Annotated in this window: 11 protein-coding genes, 1 tRNA gene and 2 CRISPR repeat arrays (1 of these 14 only partly in view); of the genes, 3 read left to right on the top strand and 9 right to left on the bottom strand. The window is 69.8% G+C overall.

Annotated elements, in window-relative coordinates; genetic code table 11:
- Window positions 1-2,196: direct repeats of the CRISPR family, unit length 37 nt; unit sequence GTTGCGACCCTCGGTCGCCCCGGAGGGCGACCGCCAC; it begins 36 nt to the left of the window's first position.
- A 130-nt stretch (window positions 2,197-2,326) separates the two neighbouring features.
- From cas2 to ABZS51_RS12015, 8 genes are all read right to left on the bottom strand, one after another.
- Window positions 2,327-2,617 carry a CRISPR-associated endonuclease Cas2 gene (gene cas2 / locus ABZS51_RS11980; protein ID WP_355438975.1) on the bottom strand — a complete coding sequence of 97 codons (291 nt, stop codon included), beginning with the start codon at window positions 2,615-2,617 and terminating at the stop codon, window positions 2,327-2,329.
- Window positions 2,617-3,645 carry a type I-C CRISPR-associated endonuclease Cas1c gene (cas1c, locus tag ABZS51_RS11985; RefSeq protein WP_355438977.1) on the bottom strand — a complete coding sequence of 343 codons (1,029 nt, stop codon included), beginning with the start codon at window positions 3,643-3,645 and terminating at the stop codon, window positions 2,617-2,619. Before cas1c ends, cas2 begins: the two co-directional genes overlap by 1 nt.
- A complete protein-coding gene (gene cas4 / locus ABZS51_RS11990) occupies window positions 3,638-4,303 on the bottom strand; it encodes a CRISPR-associated protein Cas4 (RefSeq protein WP_355438979.1) in 666 nt (221 codons plus the stop codon). The genes cas1c and cas4 overlap by 8 nt, the downstream gene beginning before the upstream one ends.
- Window positions 4,300-5,160 carry a type I-C CRISPR-associated protein Cas7/Csd2 gene (cas7c, locus tag ABZS51_RS11995; RefSeq protein ID WP_355438981.1) on the bottom strand — a complete coding sequence of 287 codons (861 nt, stop codon included), beginning with the start codon at window positions 5,158-5,160 and terminating at the stop codon, window positions 4,300-4,302. Before cas7c ends, cas4 begins: the two co-directional genes overlap by 4 nt.
- 36 nt (window positions 5,161-5,196) lie before the next feature.
- The gene (gene cas8c / locus ABZS51_RS12000; protein WP_355438983.1) at window positions 5,197-6,930 is read right to left on the bottom strand and encodes a type I-C CRISPR-associated protein Cas8c/Csd1; all 1,734 of its coding nucleotides are present in this window, start codon (window positions 6,928-6,930) and stop codon (window positions 5,197-5,199) included.
- A 4-nt stretch (window positions 6,931-6,934) separates the two neighbouring features.
- The gene (gene cas5c / locus ABZS51_RS12005) at window positions 6,935-7,624 is read right to left on the bottom strand and encodes a type I-C CRISPR-associated protein Cas5c (RefSeq protein WP_355438985.1); all 690 of its coding nucleotides are present in this window, start codon (window positions 7,622-7,624) and stop codon (window positions 6,935-6,937) included.
- Window positions 7,621-9,795, bottom strand: a complete 2,175-nt coding sequence (cas3, locus tag ABZS51_RS12010; RefSeq protein WP_355438987.1) for a CRISPR-associated helicase Cas3' — start codon at window positions 9,793-9,795, stop codon at window positions 7,621-7,623. The genes cas5c and cas3 overlap by 4 nt, the downstream gene beginning before the upstream one ends.
- Before the next feature lie 380 nt (window positions 9,796-10,175).
- Window positions 10,176-11,949: direct repeats of the CRISPR family, unit length 37 nt; unit sequence GTGGCGGCCACCCTCCGGGGTGGCCGAGGATCGCAAC.
- A 290-nt stretch (window positions 11,950-12,239) separates the two neighbouring features.
- Window positions 12,240-12,311 (bottom strand) — tRNA-Arg (locus ABZS51_RS12015).
- Window positions 12,312-12,448: 137 nt separating this feature from the next.
- On the opposite strand from ABZS51_RS12015, the gene ABZS51_RS12020 reads away from it, so the two are divergent.
- On the top strand, window positions 12,449-12,814 hold the full coding sequence (locus ABZS51_RS12020; RefSeq protein ID WP_310709460.1) for a response regulator: 366 nt from the start codon (window positions 12,449-12,451) through the stop codon (window positions 12,812-12,814).
- A 31-nt stretch (window positions 12,815-12,845) separates the two neighbouring features.
- Here the strand turns inward: ABZS51_RS12020 and ABZS51_RS12025 are convergent, their stop codons facing one another.
- Window positions 12,846-15,611 (bottom strand): AAA family ATPase, encoded by a 2,766-nt coding sequence (locus tag ABZS51_RS12025; protein ID WP_355438989.1) that lies wholly within the window; start codon window positions 15,609-15,611, stop codon window positions 12,846-12,848.
- Between the two features lie 102 nt (window positions 15,612-15,713).
- On the opposite strand from ABZS51_RS12025, the gene ABZS51_RS12030 reads away from it, so the two are divergent.
- Window positions 15,714-16,331: a LysE family translocator gene (locus ABZS51_RS12030; RefSeq protein ID WP_355438991.1), complete on the top strand. Its 618-nt coding sequence runs from the start codon at window positions 15,714-15,716 to the stop codon at window positions 16,329-16,331.
- A 4-nt stretch (window positions 16,332-16,335) separates the two neighbouring features.
- Complete coding sequence (locus tag ABZS51_RS12035) at window positions 16,336-16,884, top strand: TetR/AcrR family transcriptional regulator (RefSeq protein WP_355438993.1); 549 nt, start codon at window positions 16,336-16,338, stop codon at window positions 16,882-16,884.
- Window positions 16,885-16,888: the final 4 nt, after the last annotated feature.

The raw sequence follows: 16,888 nt of genomic DNA on the forward strand, positions 1-16,888 counted from the left end.
CCCGTGGAGTCCTTGATCGGTGCACCACGCTGCCAGTTGCGACCCTTGGTCGCCCCGTGGCGACCGCCACTCGAGAGCCTGCCGGGGCTGCTGTTCCGCGTCTACCTGTTGCGGCCCTCGGTCGCCCCGGAGGGCGACCGCCACCGCCGCGCGCCTTCGGCGAGGCCTTGCCCATCGCCGCGTTGCGACCCTCGGTCGCCCCGGAGGGAGACCGCCACGCGATGATGACGCACCCGTCAGCGCCCGACGTTTGAGGGTTGCGACCCTCGGTCGCCCCGGAGAGCGACCGCCACCCACAGGATCAGCGCGGCCTCGGTGGACTCGACGCGGTTGCGACCCTCGGTCGCCCCGAAGGGCGACCGCCACCTCGTCGTGGACGTCGCAGGCAACACCCTGATCGTGTTGCGACCCTCGGTCGCCCCAGAGGGCGACCGCCACGCCGGTCGATGAGGCCGAGTTCTGGGAGCAGAGTGTTGCGACCCTCGGTCGCCCCGGAGGGCGACCGCCACGTGAGCGCAACATCCCCGGCGGCCGGCTCGTGTATATGGTTGCGACCCTCGGTCGCCCCGGAGGGCGACCGCCACCGCATCCCGGGCACGCCACGCCCTGGAGCCGCTCGTGTTGCGACCCTCGGTCGCCCCGGAGGGCGACCGCCACCCGCGGAGGAGACCCACTGGTTGCACCGCTTGGTCCGGTTGCGACCCTCGGTCGCCCCGGAGGGCGACCGCCACACGTTCCCGGTGGCGGGCAGGCCCTTCTCCTTCTGGTTGCGACCCTCGGTCGCCCCGGAGGGCGACCGCCACGATGGCGCTGTAGATGACTTGGTGCTGGGTGCGGAAGTTGCGACCCTCAGTCGCCCCGGAGGGCGACCGCCACCCGTGATGGACCCTCCGGACCCGTTCTTGACGTGGATGTTGCGACCCTCGGTCGCCCCGGAGGGCGACCGCCACGCCGAGGCGTACGGCATCTCAGAGTCGGACGCGAAGTTGCGACCCTCGGTCGCCCCGGAGGGCGACCGCCACTGGGCCTCGGCCAGGATGTCCAGCTGCGGCTCGGTGTTGCGACCCTCGGTCGCCCCGGAGGGCGACCGCCACCCCGTGGGTGGCTCCCCCTTCGCATGCCCAGAGAGGGGGTTGCGACCCTCGGTCGCCCCGGAGGGCGACCGCCACCGGCGGGGGTGCAGGTGGTGCACCGCCATCCGCAGATGTAGTTGCGACCCTCGGTCGGCCCGGAGGGCGACCGCCACCCAGGACCTCCTAATTCGACTCGCCCGCATGAGGGTTGCGACCCTCGGTCGCCCCGGAGGGCGACCGCCACCCCGAGGTGGTGCGTGTGGTGCGAGGCGATCCTAGACCGTTGCGACCCTCGGTCGCCCCGGAGGGCGACCGCCACGACGAGCAGGCGCTTGAGCAACGCGTACCTCCGTGGTTGCGACCCTCGGTCGCCCCGGAGGGCGACCGCCACGACGCAGGGTCCCGTCGACTCCGGCCAGGCCCCGGTGTTGCGACCCTCGGTCGCCCCGGAGGGCGACCGCCACCCGCACTGGGCGTGAAAATAGCCCGCCAGTCGAACACGTTGCGACCCTCGGTCGCCCCGGAGGGCGACCGCCACACGGACGAGGCGGCCGAGACCGCCGCCGTCGCCTACGCGTTGCGACCCTCGGTCGCCCCGGAGGGCGACCGCCACTCGAGGTAGAGCACACGGGTGCCCTGCTCAGCGAGTCGGTTGCGACCCTCGGTCGCCCCGGAGGGCGACCGCCACACGGCCGCAAGGACGGAACCTGGCCCAACGGTGAGTTGCGACCCTCGGTCGCCCCGGAGGGCGACCGCCACCGTCAGCAACGGCAAGTGCCCGAAGTGTGACTACTAGGTTGCGACCCTCGGTCGCCCCGGAGGGCGACCGCCACTGGGCCTCGGTACGGCGCCGCTGGGCTGCTTGGTGTTGCGACCCTCGGTCGCCCCGGAGGGCGACCGCCACCGCCGTGTCGAGGAGGAAGTCCCAGTCCGTAGCCGTGTTGCGACCCTCGGTCGCCCCGGAGGGCGACCGCCACTGGGTCAGAGCCGATACCTACGCCGCGCTGACTCAGGTTGCGACCCTCGGTCGCCCCGGAGGGCGACCGCCACGCCGCCGGTCGGCATCAGCTCGGTCAGGCGGGCGAGGTTGCGACCCTCGGTCGCCCCGGAGGGCGACCGCCACGGCACTTGAGCAGGTGTTATGCCTTCTCGGTACCGATAGAAAGATGCGCGGATTCACTTATCAAGGAACGTATTGGGCGATAACACCTTAGGAACCTACCGCGTGTCGTGTGAGCACTTGAGGTTCCGAACTAAAGGATGAGTGGATCATGATGGGGTGCGGGCTCAGCCACGCCCAGGCGGTGCACCGTATCGAAGCCGTTGCTCGGCAGCCGATAGACCCGCACCGAATCGTCGGACGCATCGATGATCCGGGTTGCGGAGTCGAGCAGGGTGAGTAGCTCGGCGTCCGTGCAGGTGATCTCGAACACGGACTTCTGCACGCGATGCCCGTAGCCCTCGCACAGGTTGGCCATCTGTCGCAGCCGGCGACGGCCCTCCGGTGTGGTGGTCACCACGTCGTACGCGAGGAGCAGTTGCATCAGCCGACCGTCCAAGGGATGTAGGCAGGCAGTTCGCCGCGGATGTGCCTGGCAAGCAGGCGGGCTTGCACGACCGGCAGCAGCGAGGCGGAGACCTTGCGCCCGAGCAGTTTGTGTGGCCAGTCCTTGTTCTTCCACGCCTGCCACTCGCTGAGGACGAGGCGCCGGCCGTCCTCCGTCATCTGGACCGCCCCGCCCGGCAGGGTCTCGAAGTGCTCCTTACGCAGTTGCTTGCGGTTGAGCAGGTTGAGCGCGAGCCGATCGGCATGAATGGGACGGAACTCCTCCATGAGGTCCAGGGCAAGAGCCGGCTTGCCGGGGCGCATGCCGTGGAGGAAGCCGAGGTACGGGTCGAGGCCTACCTGCTCGGCAGCTCCGTGGACGAGAGCCCGGGTCAGGCCGTACAGGTACGACAGCAGCGCGTTGACGGGATCGGTGGGAGGACGCCGCGTCCGGTTGGTGAAGGTGGCGATGTCGGACGGCGGGCGCAGCATGTGGGTCAGTCCCTCGAAGTAGAGGCGGGCCGCCTGGCCTTCCAGTCCCATGAGTTCGTCGAGGGTTCCGGCGTCTTCGGTGCGGGCCAGGAGGTCCTCAATGTCCTGCGCGAGCGACCGCAGCGTGACCTGCGCCTGATCGGTGGCGTCGCGGGCTCCGCGGAGGAGGATCTGCCGTGAGTTCTGCAGCTTGCCGGCGACGCAACTTTCGGCGATCTGCAGGCGCAGAACGGGATCGGCATGCGAGAGGTGCTGAGCGTGGCGGAGCATGACGTTGCCGCGGGTCGGCCCGTCGACTCGGCCGAGGAAGCGTCCGGACAGGCTCATCCAGACCACGGACCGGCCGTCTTCGGCGCACCGGGCGAGCAGTTCGGCGGACAGGGACACGTGACCGTAGACCACGATGCCGTCCAGGCGGCGCAGAGGCAGTGTCTTCTTGGGAGTCTCCGGAATGACAATCTTCAGGCTGTCGTGGTCGAGATGGAGGCTTGCTCCTTGGGTCTGGACGTAGAGGGTGTTGAGGAGTTCAGTCATCCCATGCCGCTTCAGGTTGAGGGGTGAACAGCTTGGACGCGGCCCGCGTGATGGCGTCCTTGCGGGCGAGGACGCGGGGCATGCACATGTCGTGCATCGAGCAGCGCCGGCATCGCCGATCAGCGGCGGCGCCGGGAAGCGTGGCCGTGGCAAGCGTGCGCCGTACCTCGTCGGCAAGGGTGAGGACCCGGTCCCGGGCGGCGGCGTCGACCGCGACGGTGTGCCTGCGCCGATCGGCCGCAGAGTAGATCACGCCTTGACGGATCGAGCACCCGAACATGGCCTCCAGACACATCGCCTGGCCGGTCATCTGTACGTCAGCGGGTCCGCCCGGCGTGTACGAGCCGGACTTGTGCTCTACCGGGATGATGCGCCCGTCGCGGTGGATCTCGACCACGTCGCAGACTCCTACCAGCGCGAGCCCGTCGTGCCACACCGGAAGGGCCCGCAGAGTGCGCACGGCGCCGCGGGTCTCGTGCCCCGGCTCGTGGACGCGCTGGTGCAGGAGGGTGCCGCGGATGGTCGCCGCGTCATCGGCGTATCCGTCCTCCAGGAGGATGAGGCCGGCCTGGCGCGGGCAGTAGGCGTGATGTTCCAGGGCCGACAGCGTCACCTGCTGAAGGGGGACGCCGTCGGCCTTCGGAGCGGTGTCGGTCACCCGACGACGGAGGTGAAGGCGACCCCCTCGGGGAGGTCGTTCCCGACGGAGATGGTGTAGTCGGCGAACGAGCGCGGGATCGGCTGCTTGGCGGCGACCTTGACGCGGTCGAACAGCTGATGAGCCGGAGCCCGGCCGAAGGGATCGTCGTGGCTGAACACGTGCAGGCCGCGCAACGCCATCTCGCCGCGGGTGGAGGCGCGGTCGTGCTCGAACATCAGCGTCATGGCCCTCCAGAACGTCTCCAGGTCCTGGCCGGTCACGCCGGTGCGGCGGGCCAGAGGGGCGCTGAAGTGCCCGTAACCGAGGTAGAGGGCGTAGGGGATCATGTGCTTGTTGCCCATCTCGGTCGACTCGCCCTTGTCGATGTCGTCCTGGCGGGTCTGGGTGATGCGGGTGATGCCGTGCTCCTGAGGGAGGACCACGTCGATGGACCGGGAGAAGGTGAGCTGCATCGGGCCCTGGACGCGTCCGCACGGCTTGGTGCCGGTGGTCATGACGGCGCCGAACATCCGCACGTCGTAGAAGGTCTGGCACATCCACTGCTGCGCCTCGAACTCGGACTTGCGCCGCTGCTTGGGGTCCAGGTTCAGCGCGGCGTAGGCCCGCTCGTGCTGGGCGTTGAGCGCGACTCCCGCCTCGACGTAGATGTCGTAACCGGCGACGCCCTCGTTGATCAGCGCCACCATGTTCCGGATCTTGCGCTTGATCGCCACGTCGGTGACCAGGCCATGGCCGGTTTCCGGATCGGTCCGCGGCATGCCGCCGGCGTCGGGGTCACCGTTGGGGTTACCGTCGCGCACGTCGAACAGGAAGACGAAGTCGTGCTTACGGGCGGGGTCCAGGTGGACGGACATGCCGAGGAATTCCTTTCGTAGGGAAGGGACGACGGGTCAGGCGGACTCGGGTGCGGCTGCCTTGCGCGCGGCAGCGGCGGCGCGGGCCGCCTCCCGGTCGGCCGATCTCTGCTGGTGGTAGCCGAGGACGAACCGTCCCTGACCGGCGAGGTCCAGGGTGGCCGGCAGCTCGGCGGCGAACCTCTGGAAGATCTCGTCAAGACGCTTGTCCAGGGCGATCCCGGCGGCCTTCCTGCTGCCGCGCAGCCGCCGTAGATGGCCGGTGGCGTTCTTGCGCAGCATGGTGAGCACCGGTAGCGGCCTGGCCATGGCCGCGCCGAAGAACTTGTCACCGATGGTGGTGTTGATGTTGTCCAGGGCGGTGCGCTGGATGTCCTCCAGGACCGCGAAGACGCGCCCGCACAGGTAGGCGGGGTCGCGGGTGTCGAGGTTGAGTTGCTCCAACAGGATCTCCTTCATGGCCGGGGTGGCTCGAACGAGCAGCAGGCGCAGGAGCGCGGCGCGCGGCAGGTCCACGCGATTGTCGGCACGGACGCGCTGGATCAGGCGGGCCAGTAGGTTTGCGGGCAGCGGCGTGCCGTGCAAAGCGGCCGCCATGAGGTCCCGCTCGGCCGAGCGGGGCGCGGTGTCCCTGACGTAGCCCTGCTTGCCGTGTCTGCCCAGTGCGGCTGTCATCCGCCACAGCGGAACTCGTTGTGGCCCGTCCTCCCACAGGTCTGCCATCTCGTGGTCGGCGAACCATGTGTCCAGGTGCTGACACAGCTCGATCAGCGGGACGTCGATCCAGTCGCGGATCACCACGCGGCTCTGGTTGGCCGACAGCGTCACCGCGTAGAAGTCGTTGTCGTCCAGCCAGTCCGCGCGCCGAGCGGGCGGCAGGTGCACCTGCTCGATGATGCCCTTGACGTCCTGCGGCTGAGCGTCTCGGACGGCGCCGAGCAGGGAGAACGGAGCCGGACGGCGCAGCCACCACACCAGGACGCTGTCGGTGCCGCGGTAGTGGTGCTGCCGGTCTGCCAGGAGCGCGTTCAGTGCGGACATCGCCTGCCCGCCGCAGGTGTCGCAGAGCGGCGTGTTGGCCAGTTGTGTGATGCCGCCGCGCCCCTGGGCGGTCTTGTTGATGGACACGAGCTGCGCGTCCCTGCCGCGGCCACCTGCTACCGGGATGCCGCCAGGCTTCACCGGCTCGGGAATGGTGGCCAGCAACGGCCCTTCCTCTCCGCAGGACAGGCAGATTCCCTGGCCGCCGGCCGCGCTCTTGCGTTCCCGTACGATCTGCCCCCACACCTGAACGGCGGACGGCAGGGCGTGCACCCATCCCTGATCCGTGCGGATCGCCACCACGTCGGACGGCTTGGCCTGCGCAGGGATCTCCACCTCGGAGAAGGCGCCGCTTCGCAGGAAACGGACGACAGGCTCGGCCAGCAGCTCGTCCTTCGCCCACCGGTGGACCAGTTCGGCGAAGTCCTCGGCACGCCGGCGGGCATCGGCGATCTGCTTGTCGCTGTCGTCCTTGGGCATCGCCAGGACGTACTGCAAGGTGTCGGTGAGCAGGAACGGCAGGGATCCGGTGCCGGAGCGCTGCACGTAGGGGGTGTCCAGCAGCACTCCTGACTTGGATTCAGCGGTGCTGAGGTCCACCAGGCGACCTCCGCGGGGGCGTCCGTCCCCGTCCAGGTCGATCGCCCACCGTACGTTCCGGGTGCGGTAGTACGGCGGTGGGAGGTCGCGCCTGTCGCCGGCGTGCGCCGCGAGCTGTCTGATCAGCACGGGGTCACCGCCTGCCGCCGGTACGCGTGTCGGCGCCCGGCAACTCGATGCCTTCGCGGGGAATCGCCAGCACGCCTCGCTGGAGTTCCGCCTGGAACCAGCGGTAGCTCTCGCCCTCGGGACCGTAGACGATGCTGTGCAGCATCACGCCGAGCTTCTCGTCGTGGAGGATCGGCTCGCAGCCGGTGTTGGGTCGGAAGGAGGCGGAGAACTCACGGACACCCATGAACGGCTGTGAGTAGCAGGCGCCACGCTCGACTCTCCGGCGGAACTGGTCGCGGTACTTGGCCTCGGGATCGGTGGCGTGCGGGCGCAGCCGGACCTGGGCGTGGATGCGGTAGGCGACGTCACGCAGGCACACCATGTTGCGCTGGTCACGGTCGGCCTCCGCATCGAAACGCACGCTGGTGTCAGCCATCGCCTCGCGCACCCAAGCCATGGTCAGCATGGAGGAGACCTCGTTGCGGCGGATCGACGCCCACCGGATGGGCTTGAGCACCTCGATGCGCGTGACCTGGTAGCCGAACTCCGGCTTCCAGAAGATCGCCTCCAGCACGCCCTTCGCAGCCGACGGGGTCATGACCGGGTAACTCATCCGCTCGGTCTTGAACTCGGGACGGGTGAAACAGGCGTACGGCGCCTCGACCTCCACGACGAGCGGCGGAGGCGGATGGTGAACACGACGGGTGGTCAAAACACCAGCTCCTGGGGGTCGGGGGAGGTCATCTCGATGCCTCGCCGCGGGTGGTAGTCGCCGAGCCATTCGAGGAGGTCACCGACGACGGGGGTGGCAAGTCCTTCCTGCAGTGCCTTGCGCGCGGCACCCCGAGGCAGGGTGGCCAGATAGGGACGCAGAGCACGCAGCTGGGCGCCTGCTCCAGGATGCCCAGCACGCAGGTGGGCGAGGATCCCGTCCAGCTTCTCGGTGTCGCCATAGCGCACTGCAACGGGAACGGTCCATTCATCGATCATGCGGAACAGCTCGGCCACGCGAGGGAAGTCATGGGTCTGGCGGCCCTGCTGGATCTCGTGCCCTGCCGCCTCGACGTTGTGGAAGTCGAACCTGGCCCGGTAATAGGCCTCCAACGCGTCCAGATCGTCGGGAGGGCAGCGAGGGCCGAACCTGGCGCGGGTGGCCTCCAGCGCAGCGCCGTACAACCTGTCGGCCGCCTTGTTGCCGTCCTCCGGGTCGAAGATGGTGACCTGTCCGTACGGCAGCCGCCCGCCTCGGTTGACTCGGCCGGCTGCCTGCTGAAGGGAGTCGGCGGAGGCAATCGCCCGAAAACCGGCCGGGAAGTCCAGGTCTACTCCTGCCTCGACCAGTTGGGTGCTCACCACCGCGACCGGCTCCTCGTCGGCGAGACGCCGCGTGATCTCGTCCAAAGCAGCGCGCCGGTGCGCGGCTGCCATCCGTGTGGACAAGTGCAGCGCCGGCCGATGCTCCTCCACGAGCTCGTGCATCCGGGCGGCGTCCCTGGTGGTGTTGACCACCACGAGGACCTGAGTCTCCGCCGCGGCCTGCTCGGCGATCTGCGCCATGGTCGGCTTCGGATCCAGGAGCCACCGGTACCGCACTCGGCTCAGAGCCTTGTACAGCGGCTTCGGCTCGGCGATGACGTCCCTGATGCGCGTGCCCTGCAAGGGGCTGAGCAGTTCGAACGGTGGTTGAGTGGCTGAGGCCAGTACCACCGTCACACCGAACCACTGGGTGAGGCTGCGCAGCGCGGACACGATGGGGATCAACAAGCGGTCCGGCAGCGCCTGCACCTCGTCCAGGACGATCACCGAACCGGCCAGTCGGTGCACGCGGCGCATCGCCGCGGGCTTGTGAGAGAACAGGGACTCGAACAGCCGGATGGTGGTCGTCACCACGAAGGGGGCGTCCCAGTTCTCCGCGGCCAGCCGCTGCCACCTCCTGCTTGCCCTTCCGTCGTCCAGATCGATGCCGCTGTGGTGCTCCAGCACCACCGGATCCTCACCCTCGATGTCCAAGAGGTTGCGATAGACCGAGGCGTTCTGCTCGGTGATCGACATGAACGGCACGGCGACGATGACGCGTTTCATGTCGTGCTGCCGGGCGTGCTGCAGGGCGAAGCCGCCCGCCGCGAGCGTCTTCCCTGAGCCAGTGGGCGCCGGAATGCGATAAATACCTCGCGGTCCCTGCGAAGCCTCCACGCACTGCCGGTAGACCTCTTGACGCAACCCGTCAATCGGCGATTCCGGTTTGTTTTCGAGCAGATTCTGGCGTCCCCGCTCGAAACGCTCAGCCAGATCAGCGGCAGAAACCGGATGAAAAGGGCGCGCGACGCCAGCGAAATGCTGCTCAGTGTCCAAAAAGTCCGCATCAACCACGGTGCTGTAGACCATGCGAACCAGGAGATCCAACGCATAAGGGTCATCGGCCGCGGCCTCGTGCAGCCAGGCGGGTGGTGCGATCGGTTCCGACGGATGAATCTCCGGAACGATTTCCCCGACCCGCCGAATTGCCTCGGCGACCAGCGGATCGGTGTCCGCGAAGCGCAACTCCTTCTTGAGTCGCGTCGCGTCCGGCAGCCCTCCGTGATGACCGAACACCACGGCGGACATGATGCCCAGGCCGTGCTGGTCCAGCAGCCAAGTACCCGCATGCTTGTGCGGAATGCCCACCCGGCCGCCCAGGCGCTCCGCATCGATCAGGCCGCGCTGCCACTGGCAGGAGCCTTTCCCCACATCGTGCAACAGACCGCAATGAGCAGCGAGCGAGCCTGCGCCGAAGACCTCGCCGAAGGCGCCTGCGTGCCATGCGGTTCCCCGCAAATGGTCGGCGAGACCATGGCGAAGCCTGTCACTGTCCCGAGCACTGTGCGCCCACAAGCGGTCGCTCACGCACACCCCTTGGTCGGAGGATCCCTGCGAGAGCTGAACTTTAGGAGATGCCGCCGACAGTTTCGCGAAGTTCCACCAAATCGGCGCTCAACAACCCTGATCGCTTCATGTCGGACAGGGCGGCCGTCTCGGCCAGACGACCCTATGCGCGTAGACAAGTCATGATCAATAACGTGATCCCTGGGGAGCTGCTCGATCCGCGTACACTCCCGGCATAGCCTTACGCCTGTTGTGCTTGCCGTGCCTGTGCTTCGGAACCTGGAGTGCTCATGCGACACGCGGTAGGTTCCTAAGGAGTTATCACCCGCAATGTTCCTTGATACGTGAATTCGCAAGTCGTCCTGTCGGTGTCGAGGGGGCATATTGCCTACTCAGATGCGGTGGCGGCCACCCTCCGGGGTGGCCGAGGATCGCAACGACCCCGGCCGGGCCGGTTATTGGCTCGTGGCTGGCGTGGCGGCCACCCTCCGGGGTGGCCGAGGATCGCAACCTTCCCGCAGTGGCTGAGCGAGGTGTGGGCGGAGTGGCGGCCACCCTCCGGGGTGGCCGAGGATCGCAACGTGTCCGCGGCCAACACAGTCACGATCCGCATCATCGTGGCGGCCACCCTCCGGGGTGGCCGAGGATCGCAACGCCTGCGTGCCGTGTGAACGCACCATCCCTTGACGGTGGCGGCCACCCTCCGGGGTGGCCGAGGATCGCAACCCCTTCCGGATCATCGGTATGCCGTCCAAGGAGGTCCAGTGGCGGCCACCCTCCGGGGTGGCCGAGGATCGCAACCTGCTGTCGCTCCAGTCGATCGCCGACGCGGTCGGTGGCGGCCACCCTCCGGGGTGGCCGAGGATCGCAACTGCCGTTCCGGCACCCTCGCGGCCTGACTCGCGTGGTGGCGGCCACCCTCCGGGGTGGCCGAGGATCGCAACATGAGGGCATCAAGCACGGTGGCCTTGTCCAGTCGGGGTGGCGGCCACCCTCCGGGGTGGCCGAGGATCGCAACTGTGCCTGAGTGGCCTCAGCGGCGGGGACAAGGGCCGTGGCGGCCACCCTCCGGGGTGGCCGAGGATCGCAACTCCATCTCGGCCAAGGTGAACTTGCCGTAGGCGACCAGTGGCGGCCACCCTCCGGGATGGCCGAGGATCGCAACTTCCTCCAGTGCAGCCGCTGGTTGGCGTTGAGCAGTGGCGGCCACCCTCCGGGGTGGCCGAGGATCGCAACGAGCAGTTCGACGCGCACATGGCCGACGTTCAGGTGGCGGCCACCCTCCGGGGTGGCCGAGGATCGCAACGGCGAGGTCGATGTCGAGCCTGTTGAGGGCCGCGGTGGCGGCCGCCCTCCGGGGTGGCCGAGGATCGCAACAACCTCTCCCGTCAGCGAGGGGCCGCCATCGCGGAGTGGCGGCCACCCTCCGGGGTGGCCGAGGATCGCAACGGTACGGGCGAGGACCAGGCGGCGCGGTTCCTGGGCGGTGGCGGCCACCCACCGGGGTGACCGAGGATCGCAACACTGGCACCCCGCCTCTCGACCCTGCCGCGTGGGCGTGGCGGCCACCCTCCGGGGTGGCCGAGGATCGCAACACCTGGACAAGCGGGATCTCGGTTCCCGGGTCGGTCAGTGGCGGCCACCCTCCGGGGCGGCCGAGGATCGCAACCGGACAGATCCAGCACGTGAGCGCCCATCCGGCGCAGGTGGCGGCCACCCTCCGGGATGGCCGAGGATCGCAACCTCCACCGCCCCGACGTCGACCGGCTCATGCCTGAGTGGCGGCCACCCTCCGGAGTGGCCGAGGATCGCAACGGTGAAACCGCCAGCCGGCTCGTCTCGGACGACGGTGGCGGCCACCCTCCGGGGTGCCGAGGATCGCAACCTGCGGGCGATCCTTACAAGCGAGGGGTCACTGGTTCGAGTGGCGGCCACCCTCGGGGTGGCCGAGGAACGCAACCGCCTGGAGCTGGTGAAGCGATCGGCGCCGTCGCAGGTGGCGGCCACCCTCCGGGTGGCCGAGGATCGCAACACCGGGGCGCGTTCGGGGACGTACGGCATCCACGTGGTGGCGGCCACCCTCCGGAGTGGCTGAGGACCGCAACAGCGAGCGGCACTCGCTCGATGAGCGCCTGCTGGTGGCGGCCACCCTCTGGGGTGGCCGAGCATCACAACGAGGGACTGTTCGCTCTGCCATATCTGGCCTTGAACGATCGCCCCCGCCGGCTGTTCAAAGCACCTGGTTGATGCGGCCGACCTGCCGACTCACGCCGATCTCGATCGTATGCCGGGGAGACGAAGTGGCGCCTCGCCGTTCGAGGCTTGGACGGAGCTCTCGTGGTCCACAGCTGGTCCACAAGCAGTGAGCGGCAACGAGAACGGGCGGGGCTCCGTGAGACTGGATACCCGCCCGTTCCTGTGTCGTTCGCCCTGGTCAGCGGCCGAAGCCGCCGGTCAGGATCGTGTGCCCCCTGTAGGATTCGAACCTACGCACCCGGCTCCGGAGGCCGGTGCTCTATCCCCTGAGCTAAGGGGGCCGAACGTGTGACAAGGCTACCAGTATTCGGCCACCACTCCGCACCACGATAAACCTCCGATCACACATCGCCGGAAAACCGCACGTGACCGCGCCACTACGGGTAGCTTTGCCGCCGTGGGTGAGGTTCTTGGGAAAGTGCTGGTCGTCGACGATGACGAGGTCATCCGTCAGCTCATCGCGGTCAACCTGAGCCTGGAAGGGTTCGAGGTGTCGACCGCCACCGATGGGCAGGACTGCCTTGAGCGGGTGCTCGACGTCATGCCGGATGTCATCACGCTGGACGTGATGATGCCGTATCTCGACGGGTGGGTGACGGCGGAGCGGCTGCGGGCGGATGAGGCGACCAGTCACATCAAGGTGGTGCTGATCACCGCCCGGGCGCAGGACGACGACAAGCGGCGCGGGATGGGCATCGGGGTGGACGCCTATCTCACCAAGCCGTTCGATCCGGCAGAGCTGATCCAGGTGGTGCGGGATCTGGCCGCGCTCGCCAGAAGCTGAAGGCCCCTGGTAACCAGCCCCCGGTAAGGGGTCAGGTCAGTAGGCCGTGGGCGCGGGCGGTGGCGGCCGCCTCGGTGCGCGTCGAGGCGTCGAGCTTGCCGAGGATGTTGGAGACGTGGACGCTCACCGTCTTTTGGGCGATGAACAGCCGCTCGGCGATCTCCCTGTTGGTGAGACCCTCGGCGACCAGCGTGAGCACCTCGAGCTCGCGGGCGGTCAGCCCGCCGTTGGGTGACTCCTGCGCGGCCGAGCCGGCCCCGGCGACGGCGGTGAAGCGGGCCCGCTTGCCGAAGTCGGCCAGCACCCTCTCCAGGGGAGCGGCGCGGAGCGTGGTGGCGGTCTCCCGGGCCAGCGTCCACTCCCTCTGGGCCGCCTCCCGGTCGCCGGCGGCGAGCAGCGCCTCGGCCAGGCGCCACCGGGCGCGGGCCGTCTCGTAGACGAAGCCGTAGTCGAACGCCTCCACCACGGCCCGCCACAGCTCCGGGTCGAGCCGGCCGTGGACGCGGTGCCATTCGGCCTCGACCCGCAGCGCCCACGCGCGCCCCTCAAGACCGAGCTGGCCACGCTGTCCGACCGGGCCGGACTTCACCGCGAAACGGGCCAGATCGGCCATCTCGTCGGCGTCCTCGACGACCCCGAGGTCGCCGAGCGCCCACAGGCCGACGGCGGCGATGCGCAGGATGCCCGATTCGCCGGCCTGGAGCACGTCGAGCGTCGCGCGTACGTGGGTGAGCGCCGTCTGGGGGTCGCCCTGCCACAGGGCGTGCTCGGCGGCGAGCCCGCGCGACATGTACGCCACCAGCCCGTCGGACCAGAACGGCCGCAGCCACCCGAGCCTGCTGTCCACGGCGGGCAACCCGCGCGCCACCTCCAGGAACAGGGCGAACGACGACAGGGTGGCCTCCGGCGCGGTGCCCACCCGGGCGCCGAAGGAGGCGGCCACGGTCTCGGCCTGGTCCCACTCCCCCGCGACGTAATGGATGAGGAAGCGCAGGAACTGCAGGTCGGTGCCGTAGGTGCTCCACTTGAGCCCCGTCTCGAACGCCAGCCGGATGCCCTCGTCGGCGACCTCGGCCGCGTGGGCGAGGTAGCCCTGCTCATAGTGGATGCGGGCGTGGTGGAAGCGGGCGCGCAGGTCCATGGCGAGGTCGCCGGTGCCCTCGGCGGAGGCGACGGTGACGAGGTCGTGGGCCTTGGCGGTGTCACCCTGCAGCTCGGCGTGGATGGCGAGGGTGAGCAGCGCGCCCACCTCGGCGTCGCGCGCCCCGGCGGCGCGGGCGACGTCGAGCGCGCGCAGGGCCAGCGCCTGGCCCTCGGAGTGCCGAGGGCCCCACGTGAGCGTGCGGGCGTGGGTGGCCAGGGCGCGGGCCAGGGACGCATCGTCGGCCGCCGTGGCGACGGCCTGCTCGGCGGCGGCGATGGCGCCGTCCTGGTCGTCCATCTCGGACAGGTAGTAGGCGAGCCGCTCGCTGACCTCGCAGGTGGGCGGCAGGGCGCGGAGCTGGGTGATGGCCCGGTGGTTGTCTCCGCTGTCGGCGGCCATGACGGCGCTGCGGAAGGCCAGGCTCGCCCGGCTCTCGCCGGCCAGCCGCTCGGCTTCGGGCACCCGCTCCCACAGTGACAGGGCCTGGTCGTAGTGGCTGTGCGCCTCGGCCGGGGCGCCGAGCCGCTCGGCGAGCCGGCCGGCCTCGGCGGAGGCGGCCAGGGCGCCCGCGAGGTCGTGGCCGGCCAGGTGGTGGTGGGCCAGCTCGGCGGGTGCGGTGAGCAGCCGGGCGAACGCGGCGTGCAGGCGGGTGCGCTCGCCGGGCAGCAGGTCGGTGTAGACGGCCTCCTGGAGCAGGGCGTGCCGGAAGGCGTAGCCGTAACCGTCGACGCGCAGCAGCCCGCGCGAGACGATCTCGCGTACGGCCTCCTCGAAGTCGGCGAGCGGCAGCCCGGAGACCTCGCGCAGCAGCTCGTCCTCGACGCGCCGGCCGGCCACGGCGGCGGCGCGCAGCACGCGCTGGCCCGGCTCGGACAGCACCTCGACGCGGGACAGCAGGAGGCTGGCCAGGCCTTCGGGCAGGCTGTCGCCCTCCGTCATGGCGGCGAAGAGCTCTTCGGCGTAGAACGGGTTGCCGTCGGCGCGGGTGACGATCATGCCGAGCCCCTGAGCGTCGACCCGGCCCATGGTCGCGACGTAGTCGGACATCTGGCCCGGGTCGAGCGGCCCCAGCTCCACCGCCGTGACCGTGGGCAGCCGCTTCATCTCCGCCAGCACGGAGCGCAGCGGGTGGCGCCGGTGGAGGTCGTCGGTGCGGTAGGTGCCGACCACGCAGACCCGCTCCGTCTGCACCATGCGGCTGAGGAACACCAGCAGGTCGCGGGTGGAGCGGTCGGCCCAGTGGAGGTCCTCGATGACGAAGAGCACGGGCTGGATGCCGGACAGCAGGCCGAGCAGCGAGCCGAAGAGCCGCTGCTGCGTCAGCCCGGCCGACGGGACGCTCTCCACGCCGGGCAGGAGCTGGCCGAGCAGCGGGTGGGCGGCGGCCTTCTCGCGCACTGCGGGCTCGGCGCCGCGCAGGGCGTCGGCGAGCGGGAGGTACGGCAGGGCGTCGCCGAGCTCGGCGCACTGCCCGGACAGCACGTGGAAGCCGCGCTCCCTGGCCTCGGCCACCAGCTCGGTGACCAGCCGGGTCTTGCCGATGCCCGCGTCGCCCCCGACGAGCGCGACCCCGGCGGTGCCGGCCGCGGCGGACTCGAGCACGCCGACGAGCCGTGTCAGCTCGGCACCGCGCCCCACCAGAAGACCCTTCACGGTCAGCAACTATGCCATGCCTCGCCGACACTCATTGGCCCACCGCCACCACCCGCCATTGGCCTTCTTATCGGCATAAAGCCATGTCTACGCTGATATTTCGTGATCAGTTGGTCGACGTACCTCTTCTTCACCGGCGCCTGCCTGGCCCTGGTGCTCATCCCCGGCCCCAACCACTTCTACATCGCCGCCCGCGGCCTCGCCCAGGGCAGGGCGGCGGCGCTGGCCAGCGCGTTCGGTGTGGAGACGGGCACGCTCGTGCACATCGCCGCCGCCGCGGCCGGCCTGTCGTACCTGATCACGAAGTCGGCGACGCTGTTCGGGATCGTCAAGTGGGCCGGCGTGGCCTACCTCGTCTACCTCGGCGTCCGCGCGCTCACCTCGAAGGACGAGGCGGGCGGCACGGCGCTGCGGCCGCAGCCGCTGCCCAGGGTGTTCCTCGAAGGCGTCGTGGTCAACGTGCTCAACCCCAAGGTCACGCTGTTCTTCCTGGCGCTCCTGCCGCAGTTCGTCGACGCGGACGCGGGCTCGCCGGCCCTCCAGATCGTGGTGCTCGGGGTCACGCTGCTCGCGCTGGGGCTGCTGTCGGACATCGTGTACGCGTTCACGGCCGGCGCGCTCGGCACCCGGCTGGCCCGCCGGGCCCGCACCCTGCGGTACGTCAGCGGCGTGGTGTACCTGGGGCTGGGCGTCGTCACCGCGTTCACCGGGAGAAAATGACGGCATGGCGCCCAGGAAGCAGCAGGAGATCTTCGACGCGACACTCCGGCTGGTCGCCGAGCGCGGCTACGACGGGCTGACCGTCGAGGGGGTGGCCGAGCGGTCCGGCGTGAACAAGACGACGATCTACCGCTGGTGGCCGTCCAAGGCCGCGCTGCTCGGGGCGGCGCTGGTGGAGGCCGACGTCCTGGCATTCGAGCCGCCGGACACGGGCAGCCTGCGGGGCGACCTGGTGGCGCTGGCCGAGGGCGTGGTGCGCCTGCTGACGCGGCCCCCCGCGCGGGACGTCGCGGTGACGGCGCTGGGCGCCGCCGTACGCCATCCGGAGCTCGACGCGCACCGGTTCTTCGCCGACCGGTTCGCCCGGGAGCGCGCGGTGTTCGAGCGGGCGGTACGGCGGGGCGAGCTGAAGGAGACAGCCGACCCGATGCTGATCGTGGACCTGCTGGCCGGGGCGGTGTGGATGCGGGCGGTGTTCCGGGGACTGCCGGTGGACGACGGCTTCGCGGAGGAGGCGGTGTCGGCGGTCCTGGACGGGCTGGCGTCCCGGTGACCGG

Origin of the sequence: Nonomuraea sp. NPDC005501 (assembly GCF_040605905.1) — a bacterium.
In the GTDB taxonomy this organism is placed as follows: domain Bacteria; phylum Actinomycetota; class Actinomycetes; order Streptosporangiales; family Streptosporangiaceae; genus Nonomuraea.

Bases quoted from the DNA above. Each gene is read 5' to 3' on its own strand.
- cas2 (WP_355438975.1), bottom strand. From the start codon at position 2,617: ATGCAACTGCTCCTCGCGTACGACGTGGTGACCACCACACCGGAGGGC.
- cas1c (WP_355438977.1), bottom strand. From the start codon at position 3,645: ATGACTGAACTCCTCAACACCCTCTACGTCCAGACCCAAGGAGCAAGC.
- cas7c (WP_355438981.1), bottom strand. From the start codon at position 5,160: ATGTCCGTCCACCTGGACCCCGCCCGTAAGCACGACTTCGTCTTCCTG.
- ABZS51_RS12035 (WP_355438993.1), top strand. From the start codon at position 16,336: ATGGCGCCCAGGAAGCAGCAGGAGATCTTCGACGCGACACTCCGGCTG.